Annotated in this window: 13 protein-coding genes; 6 read left to right on the top strand and 7 right to left on the bottom strand. The window is 74.5% G+C overall.

All coding sequences use genetic code 11. The annotated features are described in order from the left end of the window. Nucleotides 1-175: 175 nt before the first annotated feature. Nucleotides 176-1,624 carry a dihydrolipoamide acetyltransferase family protein gene (locus H488_RS23980; RefSeq protein ID WP_017832670.1) on the top strand — a complete coding sequence of 483 codons (1,449 nt, stop codon included), beginning with the start codon at nucleotides 176-178 and terminating at the stop codon, nucleotides 1,622-1,624. A gap of 469 nt (nucleotides 1,625-2,093) precedes the next feature. Then, nucleotides 2,094-3,323 (top strand): aminotransferase class I/II-fold pyridoxal phosphate-dependent enzyme, encoded by a 1,230-nt coding sequence (locus H488_RS23975; RefSeq protein ID WP_017832669.1) that lies wholly within the window; start codon nucleotides 2,094-2,096, stop codon nucleotides 3,321-3,323. Here H488_RS23975 and H488_RS23970 read toward each other — a convergent pair. From H488_RS23970 to H488_RS35990, 5 genes are all read right to left on the bottom strand, one after another. After that, a complete protein-coding gene (locus tag H488_RS23970; protein ID WP_017832668.1) occupies nucleotides 3,289-4,008 on the bottom strand; it encodes a DNA-3-methyladenine glycosylase I in 720 nt (239 codons plus the stop codon). The genes H488_RS23975 and H488_RS23970 overlap by 35 nt on opposite strands. Nucleotides 4,009-4,138: 130 nt before the next feature. Further along, nucleotides 4,139-5,152 (bottom strand): hypothetical protein, encoded by a 1,014-nt coding sequence (locus H488_RS37070; RefSeq protein ID WP_017832667.1) that lies wholly within the window; start codon nucleotides 5,150-5,152, stop codon nucleotides 4,139-4,141. Beyond that, nucleotides 5,149-6,444, bottom strand: a complete 1,296-nt coding sequence (locus H488_RS23960) for a sensor histidine kinase (protein ID WP_017832666.1) — start codon at nucleotides 6,442-6,444, stop codon at nucleotides 5,149-5,151. Before H488_RS23960 ends, H488_RS37070 begins: the two co-directional genes overlap by 4 nt. 33 nt (nucleotides 6,445-6,477) lie before the next feature. After that, the gene (locus tag H488_RS23955; RefSeq protein WP_017832665.1) at nucleotides 6,478-7,194 is read right to left on the bottom strand and encodes a LuxR C-terminal-related transcriptional regulator; all 717 of its coding nucleotides are present in this window, start codon (nucleotides 7,192-7,194) and stop codon (nucleotides 6,478-6,480) included. 136 nt (nucleotides 7,195-7,330) lie between these two features. Beyond that, nucleotides 7,331-8,299, bottom strand: a complete 969-nt coding sequence (locus H488_RS35990) for a hypothetical protein (RefSeq protein ID WP_017832664.1) — start codon at nucleotides 8,297-8,299, stop codon at nucleotides 7,331-7,333. Nucleotides 8,300-8,412: 113 nt separating this feature from the next. Here H488_RS35990 and H488_RS23950 point away from each other — a divergent pair, with 113 nt between their 5' ends. Continuing rightward, the gene (locus H488_RS23950) at nucleotides 8,413-10,119 is read left to right on the top strand and encodes a long-chain-fatty-acid--CoA ligase (protein WP_017832663.1); all 1,707 of its coding nucleotides are present in this window, start codon (nucleotides 8,413-8,415) and stop codon (nucleotides 10,117-10,119) included. Between the two features lie 10 nt (nucleotides 10,120-10,129). Here the strand turns inward: H488_RS23950 and H488_RS23945 are convergent, their stop codons facing one another. Continuing rightward, entirely contained in the window at nucleotides 10,130-10,744 is a 615-nt protein-coding gene (locus H488_RS23945) for a flavin reductase family protein (RefSeq protein WP_017832662.1), read from the bottom strand. Nucleotides 10,745-10,930: 186 nt separating this feature from the next. Here H488_RS23945 and H488_RS23940 point away from each other — a divergent pair, with 186 nt between their 5' ends. From H488_RS23940 to catC, 3 genes are all read left to right on the top strand, one after another. Further along, entirely contained in the window at nucleotides 10,931-11,866 is a 936-nt protein-coding gene (locus H488_RS23940) for a LysR substrate-binding domain-containing protein (RefSeq protein ID WP_017832661.1), read from the top strand. Next, the gene (locus H488_RS23935) at nucleotides 11,863-12,966 is read left to right on the top strand and encodes a mandelate racemase/muconate lactonizing enzyme family protein (RefSeq protein ID WP_017832660.1); all 1,104 of its coding nucleotides are present in this window, start codon (nucleotides 11,863-11,865) and stop codon (nucleotides 12,964-12,966) included. The genes H488_RS23940 and H488_RS23935 overlap by 4 nt, the downstream gene beginning before the upstream one ends. A 64-nt stretch (nucleotides 12,967-13,030) precedes the next feature. After that, nucleotides 13,031-13,309 (top strand): muconolactone Delta-isomerase, encoded by a 279-nt coding sequence (catC, locus tag H488_RS0118100; RefSeq protein ID WP_017832659.1) that lies wholly within the window; start codon nucleotides 13,031-13,033, stop codon nucleotides 13,307-13,309. An 89-nt stretch (nucleotides 13,310-13,398) separates the two neighbouring features. On the opposite strand, the gene H488_RS23930 is transcribed toward catC, so the two are convergent. Further along, nucleotides 13,399-16,230: a helix-turn-helix transcriptional regulator gene (locus tag H488_RS23930; RefSeq protein ID WP_017832658.1), complete on the bottom strand. Its 2,832-nt coding sequence runs from the start codon at nucleotides 16,228-16,230 to the stop codon at nucleotides 13,399-13,401. Between the last annotated feature and the right edge of the window lie 20 nt (nucleotides 16,231-16,250).

Below are 16,250 nucleotides of genomic sequence, written 5' to 3'. Positions count from 1 at the left end.
CCACCTGCCGTACCCGGTGGCCGCCGTCGAGGACCAGTACGTGCCGGACCTCGACCGCATCCTCGAGGCCCTGGACCGGTCCTTCGCCTATTGACCCCGCCGACCCGGTCGCCGGCCCCCGGGCCGGCGGCACCGCCGCCGGCCCGGGGCCGCGCGCGAGAGAGGAAGTACTGACATGCCCCAGATCTTCAACCTGCCCGACGTCGGCGAGGGCCTGACCGAGGCGGAGATCCTCGCGTGGAAGGTCGCACCGGGGGAGACCGTCACGGTCAACCAGGTGCTCGTCGAGATCGAGACCGCGAAGTCCGTGGTCGAGCTGCCGTCCCCGTACGCCGGCACCGTCCTGGACCTGCTGGCCGCCGAGGGCAGCACGGTCGAGGTCGGCGCCCCCATCATCGCCGTGGGCTCCCCGGGCGAGTCGGCGGAGTCCGCCCCGGCCTCCGACGTCCCCGGGATCCTGGGGGAGGGCGGGGAGCCCGGTGCGGACCGGCCGCTCGTCGGCTCCGGGCCCAAGGCCGACCCCGTGCGGCGGCGGCGCCGGGCGGTCCCGCCGCCGGCGCCGGAGGCCGAGCCGGAGCCGGCCCGGCCCGCGGGCTGGACGGAGAAGCTGTCCCGGGGCCCGCTGGGCGCCGGGCTCGGCGGTGGGATCGGCACGGCGGCCCAGGGCATCGCCGGGCGCGCCGCCCGGCTGGCCGAGGACAGCGGCGTCTGGCGCCGGCCGGGTCGCGGCGACGTGCCCCCGGCCGCCGAGGTCGTCCCGCGCCGCCCCGCGCTGGCGAAGCCTCCGGTCCGGAAGGCCGCACGGGACCTGGGCGTCGACCTCGCCGACGTCCCCGCCACGGGCGCCGCCGGACAGATCACCAAGCAGGACCTGCTCGCCCACGTGGCGCGGCTCGGCGAGGCCGTGGACCGGCGCCGCCCCGCGGCCCCGGAGGAGCGGATCGAGCGGATCCCCGTCAAGGGCGTGCGGAAGGCCACGGCGCAGAACATGGTGCGCAGCGCCTTCAGCGCCCCGCACGCCTCGGTCTTCGTGGAGGTCGACGCCACGCGCACCATGGAGTTCGTCCGGCGGCTCAAGGCCGCCCCGGACTACGAGGGCGTCAAGGTCACGCCCCTGCTGGTGCTCGCGAAGGCCGTCGTGTGGGCCGCGGCCCGCAACCCGATGGTCAACGCGACGTGGACGGACGAGGAGATCCTCGTCAAGCACTTCGTCAACCTGGGCATCGCGGCGGCCACGCCGCGCGGTCTCATGGTCCCGAACGTCAAGGACGCCCAGGACCTCTCGCTGCGCGAGCTGGCCGTGGCCCTCGACGAGCTCTCCCGGACCGCCCGGGCGGGGCGCACGCAGCCGGCCGACATGCAGGGCGGCACCCTGACCGTGACCAACATCGGGGCCCTGGGCCTCGACACCGGCACGCCGATCATCAATCCCGGCGAGGTGGCGATCATCGCGTTCGGGAGCATCAAGCAGAAGCCGTGGGTCGTGGACGGCGCCGTGGTGCCCCGCTGGGTCACCACGCTGGGCGGGTCCTTCGACCACCGCGTGGTCGACGGGGACCTCGCGGCCCGCTTCACCGCGGACGTGGCCCGGATCCTCGAGGAGCCGGCGCTGCTGCTGGAGTGAGCCCCGGCCCGTGCGGTCCGCGGCACGAGCGGCACGGCAACGGCCCCGCACCGATCGGTGCGGGGCCGTGTGCTGCGTCGTCGACGCGCGTGCCGCCACGTCTCACGGCTCTCCCCGCCGGGCCGTGGCCCGACGCCGCACCGACGTGGAACTGGGCGGTTGCGTCCCGTGCCCGGCGCCCCATCTCCTGTGGACCCGTGATTGAAATCCCCCCAGACACAATCACACATCTCATTCACGATGGATCACTCGTGCGACGCCGGCCGCGGTGGCAACCTGCCCGTCGGCCCCCGGCACTGCTGCCGGAGACCTGTCCCCCCACGCCCGGAGGACCGCCTCAGTGCGGCCTCCTGACGTCCAGGACTGGGTCCAGTATTGCGGAGGTCTGGACAAAAGTCTGTCCCCCGATGTGCGCATGACGGGGCATGACCGCGATCGCGCCGGACCGCGGCGGCCGTAGGCTGGGCGCATGCCTGCGCACCTGCCGCCCCGTCCCTCCGCACGCTCGGCGGTGCCGCCGTTCCGGGTGATGGAGATCCTCGCCGACGTCGAGCGCCTGCGCGCCGCCGGCCGGGACGTCGTCTCCCTCTGCGCGGGGGAGCCCTCCGGCGGCGCCCCGGGTCCCGTCGCGCGGGCGGCCGCCCGGGTGCACGCCCGCAACGAGGGGCTGGGCTACACCCCCGCCCTCGGGATCGAGCCGCTGCGCCGGGCGGTGGCCGGCCACTACGCCCGGTGGTACGGGCTCGACGTCCGTCCCGAGGACGTCGCGATCACCACGGGGGCCTCCGGGGCGCTCGTGCTCACCTTCCTGGCGGCGTTCGACGCGGGGGACCGGGTGGCGGTGTGCCGGCCGGGCTACCCCGCCTACCGCAACACCCTGGCCGCCCTGGGCGCCGAGGTGGTCGAGCTCGACTGCGGGGCGGCGACCCGCTTCCAGCCCACGCCCGGGATGCTCGACGCCGCGGTCGCCGAGCACGGGCCCCTGCAGGGACTGGTGGTGGCGGGCCCGGCGAACCCGACCGGCACCGTGCTGGAGCCCGGGGAGCTGGCGGCGCTGGCCCGGTGGTGCGCCGAGCACGGGACGCGCCTGATCAGCGACGAGATCTACCACGGGATCGTGCACACCGACCCGGAGGGCGGCGCGCCCCGCGACGGCGGACCGTACCGGGGCACCAGCGCGTGGGAGCACGACCGCGACGCCGTGGTGATCTCCTCCTTCTCCAAGTACTGGGGGATGACGGGGTGGCGGCTCGGGTGGGCCCTGCTGCCCCGGGACCTCGCGGCCGCGGTCGACGCGCTGGCCAGCAACCTGAGCCTCTGCCCGCCCGCCGCCGCGCAGCACGCCGCCGTGGAGGCCTTCACCCCGGACGCCTACGCCGAGGCGGACCGGGCGGTCGAGCAGTTCGCGCGCTCCCGGAGCCTGCTCCTGGACGCGCTCCCGGCGCTCCGGTGGGGCGAGGTCGCGCCGGCGGACGGGGCGTTCTACCTCTACGCCGACCTCGGGGAGCAGCTCGAGCGGCACGGCAGCTCCCTGGAGTGGTGCCGGCGGCTGCTGGAGGCGGAGGCCGTCGCGGTCGTCCCGGGCCTGGACTTCGACGCCGCACGCGGCCACCGCGCGGTGCGGCTGTCCTTCGCCGCGGGGCCCGACCGGGTAGAGGAGGCCCTCACCCGGATCCTCCGGTTCCAGTCCCGTCCCTGAAGCACCCGGCCAGGTGCCCGGGGAGCACCCCGGTGCGGAGCAGGAACCGGTGCGCGGTGGTGCGCCCCACGAACACGAGTCCCTGCTCCTTGAGCCGGGCAGCCAGCCGGTCCCCCTCGGGGGAGCGGCGCGACTCCTCCAGGACGGTCAGGGGCGGCTCGGCGGCGGCCGGGCGGAGATCCCGGACGTGCTCCGCCCAGTCCTCGGGACCGAGTCCGCGGCAGGCGCGCGCGTTGTGCACCACGGCCTCGATCTTGACCCGGTTGCGGATGACCGCGGGATCCAGGAGCAGCTCGTCGACGTCGTCCTCGGTCATCCGGGCGATCTCCTCGGGGACGAAGTCCCGCAGCGCCCGGCGCAGGCCCTCCCGCCGCTGGGCGATGCTCCAGCGGGCCAGGCCCGCCTGGAAGATCTCCAGGCCGAGGGCCTCGAACCAGCCGGAGGAGTCCGCGGGCCGTGCGCCCCAGCGCCGGTCGTGCTCCTCGAGGGCGGCCGGGCCCGTGGGCGCCCAGGGGCAGCGGCGCAGGCCGTCCCCGCAGAGCACGGCGCGGAAGGCGTCGTCGGGGGAGCGGACGCCACCGTCCCGGAGGGCGGTGTCGGGCGGGCGGTCGCCGGGGCGGTCGTGGGTGCCGCGGGAGCGGTCGTCGGCGGGGTGCGGGCCGTGCCCGGCGGAGGCGGTGTCCATGGGACCACGGTAGGAACGCCGGGCCGGCGGACCGCAGGCACGCGGCTCCCTGTGGACGGTGCCGCCGGTGTCCGGGGCGCCGGACGACCGGGTGCAGTGCGGGTGCCCGCACCGCGGGCGGTGGAGCCGGTCAGAACCGGGAGACCGCACCGGTGCCGTCGGCGATCTCGATGGCCACGGGCTCCTCGTCCCCGGCGTTGCCGTCGTGGACGATGAACACCGCGGCGGGCTCTCCCTCCGGGAAGGCGCGGATCGTGACCGACCCCGAGGTCGCGGCGTTGAGCACCTCCATGGCCTGGCGGGTGGCCGCGCGCAGCACCGCCGTGGGCAGGGGCCTGCCGCGCTCGTCCAGGATGTCCACCAGCACGCCCCGGGCCCGCGCCGCCCGCGTGACCTCGAGCAGGTAGGGGGTGGCGATCGACCGGCCCCGGATGGAGTCCCGCAGCTGCGCCTCGGTGAGGCGGAACTGTTCGATCTCGTACTCGGAGACGGGGGAGGGGTCGTGCGCGATCCGCTCGAGCAGCCCGCCCGCGAGGCGGCGCACCTCGTGCACGCGCTGCACGGAGGCGTTGACCGTGTCCTGCTCCGCCTCGTCGTGGGAGCGCGCCGAGATCACCATGTCCCGGGCCTCGGCGAACGCGGCGGAGGCCCGGTCGTACTCCCGGGCGATGAGCTGGCTCGCGAGCAGCAGGGCCGCCGCCGCGGCGTTCGTCAGCGCCGCGTCCCAGAGGCCCAGGGCGGAGCGGGCGCCCCACGTCATGGACACGGCGACCGCGATGACGAGCGTGGCCCAGCCCCACCCCGCGCGGCGCCGGATGCCCAGGACCACGAGGAAGCCGTCGAAGCCCAGGGTGAACCACTGCCCGCCGAACAGCTCCGCCTGGGGGTTCAGGGCGTCGTAGGAGCGCTGGATCGACACCAGCATGAGGAGCACGCCCAGGGCCGCGGGCAGATCGGGCAGCCGGCGCTGCCGGTACGGGTAGACGACCAGCGCCACCGCGACCACGTAGGTCACGAGCGCGGCCTGCATGAGGTCCGGCTTGTCCATGCTGGGCGTCTGCAGGATCCCGAGCACCACGGGGATCAGGAAGAACACCGTGGCGGCGACCAGGCTCAGGGGATGGAAGAGGGTGCGGGAGATCACGGCTGCGCGTCCCGGGGCCAGAGGATCGTGACGCGGGTGCCGCGTCCCGGTGCGCTGTCGACGTCCACCGCGCCGCCCACGTGGCGCACGTTGCCCAGGATGGACACGCGCACCCCGAGCCGCCGGGAGTCGATGCTGCGGACCTGGAAGCCGCGGCCGCGGTCCACCACCTGGAAGCGAAGGAAGAAGCCCTCGGGGTTGAGGGGGGTGGGCGGGCACACGCCGCCGTCCATGGTCACGAAGGTGACCTCGGTGCCGGCGTGGCGGGCGCTGTTGGAGACCGCCTCGGTGACCGCCTGCACGAGCGCCTGCGCCGTCTCCACGGGGATGAGCGGGCGCGGCTGGCCGGGGGGCCTGATGTAGGGGGTGATGCTGTTGAAGCGCACCCGGTTGCGCCACGGGGACAGGGACTCGAGGAGGTCGTCGAGCAAGGTGTGCACCATGGTGGTGCCCTTGCCCTCGGCGCGGCGCTCCTCGAAGGCGAGGACCTCGAGGGCCCGCTGGGCCAGCTCCCGGGTGCGCCGCTGGACGGGGCCCGGGGCCCGTCCGGCGTCCAGCAGGGCGGCCATGACGTTGTCGTGGATGAGGCGGTCCAGCCGCTCCTGCTCCTCGGCCTGCGAGCGCGAGCGGTTCAGCTGCAGCTCCTGCGCGATCGCGGCCGCGTACACCTGGTCCGCGTTCTGCCCGCCCTTGTAGACCAGGCTGATCAGCACCACGAGGACCACGCCGAACGCGATCCGGCTCGTGGCGTCGAACAGCACGCCCATCACGTCCGCCGACTCCGTGGTGCGCACCATGACCAGGACGTAGAAGACCGTGACGGACGCCAGGTACGCGACTGCCAGCTCGATGCTCCACGCGACCACGGTGGCGGCGGCCGCGAGCAGGATGAACGGCTCCACCCACGGGTCCTGCGGCGGAGCGGCGCCCGTCCAGGCGAGCGGGAGGGTCAGGACGGTGAGGGCCACGAGCACCGGGGCCGCGAGCACCGGCCACATCCGCACCTGCCGCCTGGCGCCCTGGAGGAGCATCGCGCCGCCGTTGACCAGGAGGGCCAGCAGGAACACCAGGTGCCACCGTTCGAAGGCGCGCAGCTGGTCCTCGACGATGGTGAGGGCCTCCAGGAACAGCGCGACGACGACCAGCCCGTGGCAGATGTTCGCGAGCAGGTGGATGCGGTAGGAGTTCATCCCCAGCTCCTGCGGCGAGGTCGGCACCAGGAGGCTGCTGCGGCGCCGCCGGGCGGGGACCTTCCGGTAGGCGAGCGGGGGCCGGTGCGCGGCGTGGCTCACGGAGCGGCGGCCCTCACCGGGGCGAGGGGCGGATCACAGATGCTTCTCCGCCGTGGTGATGTCCGCCGTGGGCTCGACCAGGCCGTCCTCGATCGCCCGGATGCGCAGGTCGATCTTGGTGGGCGCCGGGCGTCCGACGCGCGCGTACTTCTCCCGGATGCGGTCGATGTTGGTCTTGACGGCGCTCTGCTTGATGCCCATCCGGCGTGCGACCTGGACCTGGGCGAAGCCGGAGGCGTAGAGCCGCAGGGTCTCCTGCTCCCGCGGGGAGAGGCTGGCCCGGGAGAACTCCACGTCCCCGTCGATCGCGGCGGCGAGCTCCTTGGTGATCACGGGCTTGCCCTCGGCGATGTTGCGGGCCTCCTCGATCGCGTGCTCGAGCGGGTCCGACTTGCGCACCAGGCCCAGCGCGCCGGCCCGCAGCGCCTCGCGGATCAGCGCGGCGTTCTCGCCGATGCTGAAGATGAGCACCTTCATGCCGGCGGCGCGCAGCAGCTCCACGTTGGTGGCGGGTCGGGACATGTCGTCGAGGGACAGGTCCAGGAGCACGACCTCGCACTCGATCCGCTTGGCGCCCTGGGCGGTGAGGGCGGGATTCTCGGGGTCCCGGCCCAGCTGGTCGAGGAGTCCGGGGACGCTGGAGGCCGATCCGACGAGCTTCACGTCCGCCTGCGAGGTCATGGAGACGAGGCGGACGCCCTCCCGGACGACCTCGTGGTCATCGACGACGGCGACAAGGGTGGACGGCATTTGTGTTTCCTCCGGGTGCTGCTCGGTGGGCCGGTCCGCAGATTTCCGCGTGGGGGTGACGGATCTCACCGAGGTGCTCCGATTGTCCCCTCTTTGGTGGTCGGATGCGAACCCGACACGGTGCCGGGACGCAAAGTTACCGGGCCCGGTCCTCCGGTCCGTCCCCCCAGCGATCGACCCTGCGGTGGTAGCGGACGCCCCACAGCCCGCCGAGCACCGCCGCGAGCAGGTCGACGGCGAGCACGGCGAGGACCGCGAGCAGGCCCGGGACCAGCAGGTCGCCGATCAGCGCCTGGGCCGAGACGCCCACGGGCGCCAGGCCGACGGTGTCGGCCCACACCAGTCCCGCGACGGTGGCCACGGAGCGGCCGAACAGGGACCACAGCCACACGGACACGCCCTGCCGTGCCCCGGAGAACCGCGCCATCCGGCCCGCGGCGTAGCCGCCGCCCAGGAACGCGATGAACTCGACCAGGCCGAGGGCGGCCGCTCCCGTCCAGGCCGCCGCGGACCCGGCGGCGAGGTCGTCCACCACGCCGCCGACCCCGTCCACGAGGCGCAGCCCCAGCGCGGCCGCGGTCAGGCCCGCCAGGGCCAGCAGCAGCCAGGACAGGGCCATGGCGCTGAGCCAGCCGAAGAAGCCGGGCACCAGCTGGAGGCCCCCGAACTCCTCCCGCTGCCGGGCGAGACGGGTCGCGGCGTCGACCGGGACGCCGGAGGACGGGTCGCCGGAGAACGGGCCGTCGGGTCCGGCGCCGTAGCCGGGCGCGGGGCCGTAGCCGGCCGCGGCGCCGGGGGCCCCGACCGCGGGCGTCGGGTCCGTGCGCGGCCGCGGGTCCTCCGGCACCGGGCGCTGGGCGGTCACCGCCGGCAGCGGCCGGGTGTGCTGGTCGTCCTCGTCGTCGTACCAGGACCAGTCCTCGGTCCCGCCGCTCCCGGCGCCCCCCTCGGGGGCGTCGTGCGGCGAGCCGCCGCCGGCCGGGGCGGCGAACCGGCTGACCGGGGGCAGCGGCCGGGTGGCGTCCGGGGAGTCGTGCGGACCGGTGTCCGACCAGGGCGTCGGGTCGTCGGGGGAGGGCGGGCCGGGGGTCGAGGAGGGCGTCATGGCACCGGAGTCTACGGCCGGTTCCCGGACCGGGCCCGGTGAGCCGTCCCGTCCGGCACGGGGTGTCGCCGCGGCCGGGCGGCCGGGCGCCGCCGCCGAGTAGGGTCGGGACCATGCCTGTCGACACCGTCCGCGAGTTCCTGCGTGCCCGCCCCTGGACCGCCAGCTACGACCCGGGCGTCCCCGCGGACCTGGACCTGCCGGAGACGTCCCTGGTGCACATGCTCGAGCGCTCCGTCGCCCGCCACGGCGCGAGCACCGCGCTCGAGTTCTTCGGGGCCACGACCTCCTACGCCGCCCTGGGCCGGCAGGTCGACCGCGCGGCCGAGGGCCTGCGCCGGCTGGGCGTGGGCCGCGGCGACCGGGTCGCGATCGTCCTGCCCAACTGCCCGCAGCACGTCGTGGCGTTCTACGCGGTGCTGCGCCTGGGGGCCGTCGTCGTCGAGCACAACCCGCTCTACACGGCCCCGGAGCTGCGCCACCAGTTCGAGGACCACGGGGCGCGCGTGGCGATCGTCTGGGACCGGGCGGCCGAGCGGGTGCGCTCCCTGCCCGCGGACCTGCGGGTCGACGCGGTCGTGTCCGTGGACATCACCGCCGCGATGCCGCGGCCGAAGCGGCTGGCCCTGCGCCTGCCGCTGCCGGACGCACGCGCCTCCCGCGCGCAGCTCACCGGCCCCGCCCCGGGCACGATCCCCTGGCGGGAGTTGCTGGCCTCCGCCCCGATCGCCGCGGAGCACCCGCGGCCCGCCGCGCACGACCTCGCGCTGCTGCAGTACACCTCCGGCACCACCGGGCTGCCCAAGGGGGCGATGCTCACGCACCGCAACCTCGAGTCCAACGCCCTCATGGGCCGGCACTGGCTCGGCTCCGGCGAGCGCGAGGTGGTGCACGGCGTGCTGCCGCTCTTCCACGCCTTCGGCCTGACCCTGGGCGTGACGTTCGCGATGTCCCTCGGCGCGCGGCTCGTGCTCTTCCCGACCGTGCGCGCGGACCTGATCCTCGGGGCGATGAAGCGCGCCCGCCCCACGGTGCTGCCCGCGGTGCCGCCGGTGTACCAGAAGCTCCTCGACGCCGCACCGGAGCAGGGCGTGGACCTGCGCGGCATCCCGGTGGCCGTCTCCGGGGCCATGAGCCTGCCGGTCCCGCTCGTGGAGCAGTGGGAGCGGGCCACCGGGGGGATCCTGATCGAGGGCTACGGGCTGACCGAGTGCTCCCCGCTGGTGGCCTGCAACCCGCTCAACGACTCCCGCCGGGCGGGCTCCATCGGGATCCCGTTCCCGTCCACCGACATCCGGCTCGTCGACCCGGACACCCTCGAGGACGTCCCCCCGGAACACCCCGGGGAGCTCTGGGTGCGGGGCCCGCAGGTCTTCCAGGGGTACTGGAAGCGCCCCGACGAGACCGCCCGGACGCTCACGGAGGACGGGTGGCTGCGCACCGGCGACATCGTCACCGTCGACGAGGACGGGTTCCTGCAGGTGGTCGACCGGCTCAAGGAGGTCGTGATCACCGGAGGGTTCAACGTGGCCCCCAGCGAGGTCGAGGACACGCTGCGCCGGCACCGCGCCGTGGCGGACGCCGCGGTGGTGGGGCTCGCCGACCCCAGCGGCAGCGAGGTGGTCGTCGCCGCCGTGACCCTCGTGCCGGGCGCCGAGCTCGACGAGGCGGCCCTGCGCGAGCACTGCTGGGCGGGCCTGGCCCGCTACAAGGTCCCCCGGCGGATCGTGGCCGTGGAGGAGCTCCCGCGCACGATGCTCGGCAAGATCCAGCGCCGGGAGGTCCGCGAGCAGCTGCGGCGCACGGGCGTGCGGCTCTGAGCCCGGGCGCTCAGGGCAGGTCCGCCTCCGGGGCGACGTCCCGGTAGGGGACCCGCCGGATCGACCGGATCCGGCCCAGCTCGCCCCACTCGTCGCGCCCCAGCCGCGCGATCGGGCGCAGCGTCCGCACGACCGGGCCCCGCTCGTCCATGTCCTCCTCGTCCACGACCACGTGCGTGACCTCGCCGAGGACCAGGAAGCAGTTGCCCACGGGGATGGGGTCCGTGTGCAGCCGGCACTCGATGGCGGCGGGGGACTCGGCCACGCGGGGGACGGCCACGGTGAGCGAGGGCTCACGGGTCAGGCCCACGGCGTCGAACTCGCTGATCTCGGGAGGGTAGTCGGTGCTGGTCGCGTTGATCCGCTCGAACAGCCCCTCGGGCGCGAAGCTGACCACGAACTCCCCGGTCTGCCGGATGTTGCGGAGGCTGTCCTTCTCGCCGACCGAGACGAACTGGACGATCGTGGGGTTCTCCGAGGCCACCGTGAAGAACGAGTGCGGGGCCAGGTTGTCGACGCCTGCGGCCGAGCGGGAGCTGACCCACGCGATGGGGCGGGGGACCACGAGGGACTTGACCGCCCGGGCGAAGGAGCCGTGCCGGTCGGCGGTGATGTCGGTGCGCATGGCCCCATTGCACCACCTCGACGGGCCGCGGGCACAGGGCGCGGCCCCGCAACGCACGGCGGCAGCGGAGTCGATTAGGGGCCACGGATGTCCTAATGGAGCATTTTGGGTGTACTCTGTGGATCAATATGACGGGTGGCGGTCGACGACGACCCCTCCGACCGAGCGGAAGGGCCAGGTGCCACGATGGAGATCCGGCAGCTCAACTACTTCATCGCCGTGGCCGAGGAGCGCCACTTCGGCCGCGCCGCCAAGCGCCTGCACATGGCCCAGCCGCCGCTGTCCCAGCAGATCCGCCAGCTCGAGGAGCAGCTCGGCGTGCGGCTGCTGGACCGGACCACCCGGCGGGTGGACCTCACCGCCGCCGGCCAGGTGCTACTGGACCGGGGGCGGCGGATCATCAACGAGATCGAGGCCCTCAAGGCCGACGTCTACCAGGTGGGGCAGGGGGCCACGGGCGTGCTGCGGGTCGGCTTCTCCGGCTCGGCCACCTACGGGGTGATGCCGCGGGTCGTGCGCCGGGCGAAGGAGACGATGCCCGGGCTGTCCCTGGCGCTGCACGGCGAGATGCTGACCCCCGCCATGGAGGAGGGGCTACGGGAGCACACCCTCGACGCCGCCCTCCTGCGCCCGCCCGTGGCCTCTGCGGACGTCGAGTACCGGGTGGTCGCCCGCGAGCCGCTCGTGGTGGCGCTGCCCTCCTTCAGCGCCCTCGCCGTGGACCTGCCCGTGGCCGTGCACGAGCTGCAGGACCAGGAGTTCATCACCTACCCGCCCGACTCCGTGCTCTACCGCACCGCCGCGGACCTCTGCCGCCAGGCCGGCTTCCAGCCGCGGATCGCCCAGGTGGCGGGGGAGACGTCCACGCTGCTGTCCTTCGTGGCCGCCGGCGGCGGGGTGGCCGTGGTGCCCGCCGGGGTGCGCGCCTTCCAGCTCGAGGGCGTCGTCTACCGCGACATCGAGCACTCGCCGCAGATCGAGCTCGCCGTCGCGTGGCGGCGCGAGGACCGCTCCGCGCTCCTGCACAACTTCATCGACCTCGTCGTCGACGTCCAGGCCGCCCCCGGGTCCCCCGGCGGCACGCCCGTCCCGCCCGCCCAGGAAAGGCCCGCCCGCCCATGAAGATCGCGACCGTCGAGGCGATCCCCTACTCGATCCCCTACGTCCACCCGCTGCACTTCGCCTCGGGCGCCGTCCACGAGGCGGACCACGTGCTGGTGCGGATCACCACCGACGACGGGATCGTGGGCACCGCCGACACCCCGCCGCGGCCCTACACCTACGGCGAGACCCAGAAGTCGATCGTGGCCGTCGTCGAGGACCTCTTCGCCCCGCAGCTGGTGGGCCTGGACGTCCTCGACCGCGAGAAGGTCCAGGCCGTGCTGGCCCGCACCGTCCACAACCAGACCGCCAAGGGCGCCGTGGACATCGCCCTGTGGGACGTCATCGGCCAGTTCCTCGGGCAGCCGGTGACCAGGCTGCTGGGCGGGTTCACCGACTCCATGCGGGTCTCCCACATGCTGGGCTTCAAGCCGGCCCAGGAGTTGCTGGACCTCGCCCTTCAGTTCCGCGAGACCTACGGCATCACCACGTTCAAGCTCAAGACCGGCCGGCACCCGATCGGCCTCGACGTCGAGGCCGCGGCCGTGCTGCGCGAGGGCCTGGGCGAGGACGCCGAGCTCTACATGGACGCCAACCGCGGCTGGTCCGCCAACGAGGCCATGGAGGTGCTGCGCCGCACGGCCGACCTGGGCCTGCAGTTCCTCGAGGAGCCCGACGACGCCCGCGAGGTGCTCGGCCGCCGCCGCCTGGTGGAGCGCTCGACGATCCCCATCGCCGCCGACGAGTCCGCCCCGAACCTGGGGGAGGCCGCCAAGGAGATCCTCACCGGCGGCGCGAACCTGCTGGCGGTGAAGACCGCCCGCTCCGGCTTCACCGAGGCCGCGAAGATCGTGGGCATGGCCGAGGGCATGGGGGTGGACGTCTACGTGGGCAACCAGATCGACACCCAGGTCGGCACGATCGCCTCCGTGGTCTTCGGCGCGGCCCTGGCCCACACCTCGAAGCGGGCCGGGGAGCTGTCCAACTTCCTGGACATGTCCGACGACCTCCTCGCCGAGCCCGTGGTCATCGCCGACGGCCGGATCCGCGTGCCGGACGTGCCCGGGGTGGGCACCGCCGTGGACGAGGACAAGCTCACCCGCTACCGCACCGACCGGTAGACCCGGCCCGGGAACCCAGCACGAGATCTCAGCCCGAGAACCCATCCCGACGGAAGGACGCACCGTGAAGTACCTGGTCCACATGGACATCGACCTCCCCACCGACATGCCCGCCGAGGAGGCCGCGGAGATCAAGGCCACCGAGAAGGCCTACTCGCAGGAGCTGCAGCGCTCCGGGAAGTGGCCCGAGATCTGGCGCGTGGTGGGCGAGTACGCCAACTACTCGGTCTTCGACGTCGACTCCCACGACGAGCTCCACGACATCCTGCAGAACCTGCCGCTGTTCCCCTACATGGACATCACCGTGGTGCCCCTGGCCAAGCACCCCTCCGACGTGAAGTAGCACCGGCCCGCCCCGCGAGGTGGCGGACGACGGCGACCCGGCCACCGGCCGTCGCCGTCGTCCGCCACCTCGCGGTCGTCCCGGGACGGTCAGTCGGGGGTGCGGTAGCGGGCGGCGAGCTCGCTGCGGGAGCGGATCCCCAGCTTCCCGTAGATGCGCGTCAGGTGGTACTGGACGGTCTTCTCCGCGAGGAACAGGGCCCGCGCGGTCTCCTTGTTGGTGGCCCCACCCGAGACCAGCTCCGCCACCGCCTGCTCCTGGGCGGTGAGCTGCACGGCGGTGCGGCCCACGGCCGCGAGCACCGGGTCGGAGGGGTCCGGCAGGTTCCCGACGTCGAGACCGGTCGCCTTCAGCTCGCGGTCGCAGCGCTCCACGTACGTGGCGGCGCCCAGCGAGTCGTAGAGGTCCCGCGCGGTCCGCAGCACGGTGGACGCCAGGCGCCGCTTGCCCGCACGGCGCATGCTCTGCCCGAAGGCGAAGCTGATCCGGGCGCGCAGGTACGGGCGGTTGAGCCCGCGCAGGTGGCCCAGGGCCGCCTCGAAGTGCTCCCGCGCCGTGTCCGGGTCCCCCTGCGCGGCGAGGATCCGGCCCCGGGCCCAGGAGATGCGGGCGTCGTCGGAGGGGATCCGCCGCTCGCGGCGCACGCGCTCGAACGCGGTGAGGAACGCGTCCGCGTCCTCGAGCCGGTCGGTCATCACGAGGGCGTTGACGTAGGTGTCCTGCCACGGCCAGAAGGAGACCCGCTCGTCGGTCCACGGGTCGAGGTCCGTCAGCGGCTGCAGCACCCCCAGCGCGCTCTCGTAGTCCGCGCGGGCCTCGTGGAAGCGGGCCCGCGCGAGACTGGCCGGGACCTGCATGGCCCGGTAGGTGCCCGGCTGCACGGCGGCCTGGGAGACGTAGTGGCGGGCCCGGTCCCAGTCCCCGCGCATCGACCACAGCTCCGCGGCGGTCCAGTACAGGAGCGGGCGGATGAGCGGCATCTGCGAGGTCTCGAGGCGCACCGAGGCGCGGGAGACGGTGGCCGCCGCGGCGTCCCAGTCGCCCAGGACCAGCTGGGTGCGGGCCAGCCAGGCCTCCGCCCACAGGGAGATCCGCAGGGACCCGCCCCGGTACTCGGTGGGGGCGGCCGCCTGGAAGTTGACGAGCGCCGTCTCGACGTCGTCGGCGCGCAGCGCGAGCCACCCGGCGCCCATCTGTACGCGCTGCTTCTGGGCGTTCTCCGCCGCGTGCTCGAAGGCGCGCTCGTAGGAGGCCTCGGCCTCCCGCAGCCGCCCCTGGGCGAAGAGGCCCAGGCCGTAGATCGCCTCGGACTCGATGTGGGCGGGGGTGCCGGGGGCGGTGAGGGACATCGCGGTCTCCGCCCACCGGGTGATGACGGGTCCGTCCCAGGAGGCCACGCCGTGCAGCACGAAGCGCTGGGCGATCTGCGCGGCGGCCGCGGGGTCCCGCTGCCGGTTGCTCGTGCGCCAGGCCATCTCGAGCTGGGTCTGCGCGCTGCGGTTCTGCCCGGACACCGTGGAGAGGTAGCCGAGCACCGACGAGCGCAGCGGGGAGGACGGCATGGCGTCCACGGCGGCCGCCCACATGCCGGCCTGGGCGATGTCGCCCGAGCCGACCAGGGCGTCCACGGCCCGGAGCAGACGGTCGTTGCGGGCGCGCGTGTCCGCGGAGAGCCGGGACGCCGAGAACAGCGCCGTGGCGACGTCCTGCCAGGCGCCCACCATCGCCTGCCGCGCGGCGAAGGCCTCGAGCTCCACGGCCAGCGGCTCGTCGGGCCCCGGGGTGGCCGAGACGCGGTGGCCGAGCCGCTCGCCCTCCTCCTGCACCACGGTCGCGGACCGCCGGTGCAGCGCGATCCGCCGGCTCGGCACGATCAGCCCGTAGACGGCCTCCGCGGCGCCCGGCTCGAAGAACTGCACGACCGAGCGGGCCTGGTCCACGGAGAGGTCCAGCAGCCCGGCGCGGTGGCCCTCGTCGAGGGCGTCCATCAGGGCGTCCACCCCGCTGACGTGGGCCACCTCGGACAGGCCCGCGCTGCGCCCCAGCACGGAGACGGCCTCGGCCGTGCGGATCAGGCCGGGCGAGGCCCCGGTGAGGACGCTGTGCACGCGGGCGCGCACCCGGGAGCTCGCCGGCAGGTCCGCGAACCAGGAGTGCCAGGTGTCCTCGGGCAGCTCGCGCAGCAGCTCGAGCACCTGCTGGGGGAGCCCGCCGGTGTGCCGGACGAGCCGGTGCGCGGCGGTCGCGCCGAGGTCGAGGCCGAAGAACTGCCGGGCCGCGGCCCGGACCTCCTCCGCCCCGAGGGGCTCGAGGGGGAGGCGCTGGACCTGGTGGCCGGTGAGGAAGTCGAGCACCCCGGCCGGGACGTGCCACGCCTGCGCCGGGTCGAGGGTCAGCACGAACATGACGCGCTTGCCGTGCAGCCGGCGCATCACGAACACCAGGATCCGCAGGGTCTGCTCGTCCAGCCGGTGGGCGTCGTCGACGGTGACCACCACGCTGCCGCGGGTCTGCAGGCTCTCGAGGTGGGTGCTCAGGGTGGCGGCGTAGTTCACGGCCTGCGCGGGGCTCAGCTCCGCGACCGGGGCCGAGGGCGGCGCGGGCTCGCCGTCGAAGCCCCGGGAGGAGCGCAGGGGCGTGGCGAGCATGAGCTGGCTGTACCCGGCCAGGGCGAGCTGGGACTCCCACTCGTCGCCGGTGGCGCTGAGCACGCGGACGCCGCGCGCGGCGGAGCGGCAGTGGTCGAGGAACAGCTCGAGCAGGGCCGTCTTGCCCGAGCCCAGCGGACCCTCGAGCACCACGGTGCGGACGTGGCCCTTGCGCACGGTCCGCAGGACCTCGAGGAGCTCCTCGAGCGCGGCCGCCCGCCCGACCAGCGGGAGCTCCTCGCCGGGTTCTCCGTGCTGCAGGCCCGCCGTCATGGCCGCGAGTCTACCCGTGG

It is taken from the genome of Kocuria sp. UCD-OTCP, assembly GCF_000349605.1.
In the GTDB taxonomy this organism is placed as follows: domain Bacteria; phylum Actinomycetota; class Actinomycetes; order Actinomycetales; family Micrococcaceae; genus Kocuria; species Kocuria rosea.
The sequence above is the reverse complement of the archived record's forward strand: the minus strand, read 5'-3'. Positions and strand labels throughout refer to the sequence as shown.

Excerpts from the sequence above, each read along its gene's own strand:
- H488_RS23980 (WP_017832670.1), top strand. The coding sequence starts at position 176 with ATGCCCCAGATCTTCAACCTGCCCGACGTCGGCGAGGGCCTGACCGAG.
- H488_RS23975 (WP_017832669.1), top strand. The coding sequence starts at position 2,094 with ATGCCTGCGCACCTGCCGCCCCGTCCCTCCGCACGCTCGGCGGTGCCG.
- H488_RS23970 (WP_017832668.1), bottom strand. The coding sequence starts at position 4,008 with ATGGACACCGCCTCCGCCGGGCACGGCCCGCACCCCGCCGACGACCGC.
- H488_RS23955 (WP_017832665.1), bottom strand. The coding sequence starts at position 7,194 with ATGCCGTCCACCCTTGTCGCCGTCGTCGATGACCACGAGGTCGTCCGG.
- H488_RS35990 (WP_017832664.1), bottom strand. The coding sequence starts at position 8,299 with ATGACGCCCTCCTCGACCCCCGGCCCGCCCTCCCCCGACGACCCGACG.
- H488_RS23950 (WP_017832663.1), top strand. The coding sequence starts at position 8,413 with ATGCCTGTCGACACCGTCCGCGAGTTCCTGCGTGCCCGCCCCTGGACC.
- H488_RS23945 (WP_017832662.1), bottom strand. The coding sequence starts at position 10,744 with ATGCGCACCGACATCACCGCCGACCGGCACGGCTCCTTCGCCCGGGCG.
- H488_RS23940 (WP_017832661.1), top strand. The coding sequence starts at position 10,931 with ATGGAGATCCGGCAGCTCAACTACTTCATCGCCGTGGCCGAGGAGCGC.
- H488_RS23935 (WP_017832660.1), top strand. The coding sequence starts at position 11,863 with ATGAAGATCGCGACCGTCGAGGCGATCCCCTACTCGATCCCCTACGTC.
- H488_RS23930 (WP_017832658.1), bottom strand. The coding sequence starts at position 16,230 with ATGACGGCGGGCCTGCAGCACGGAGAACCCGGCGAGGAGCTCCCGCTG.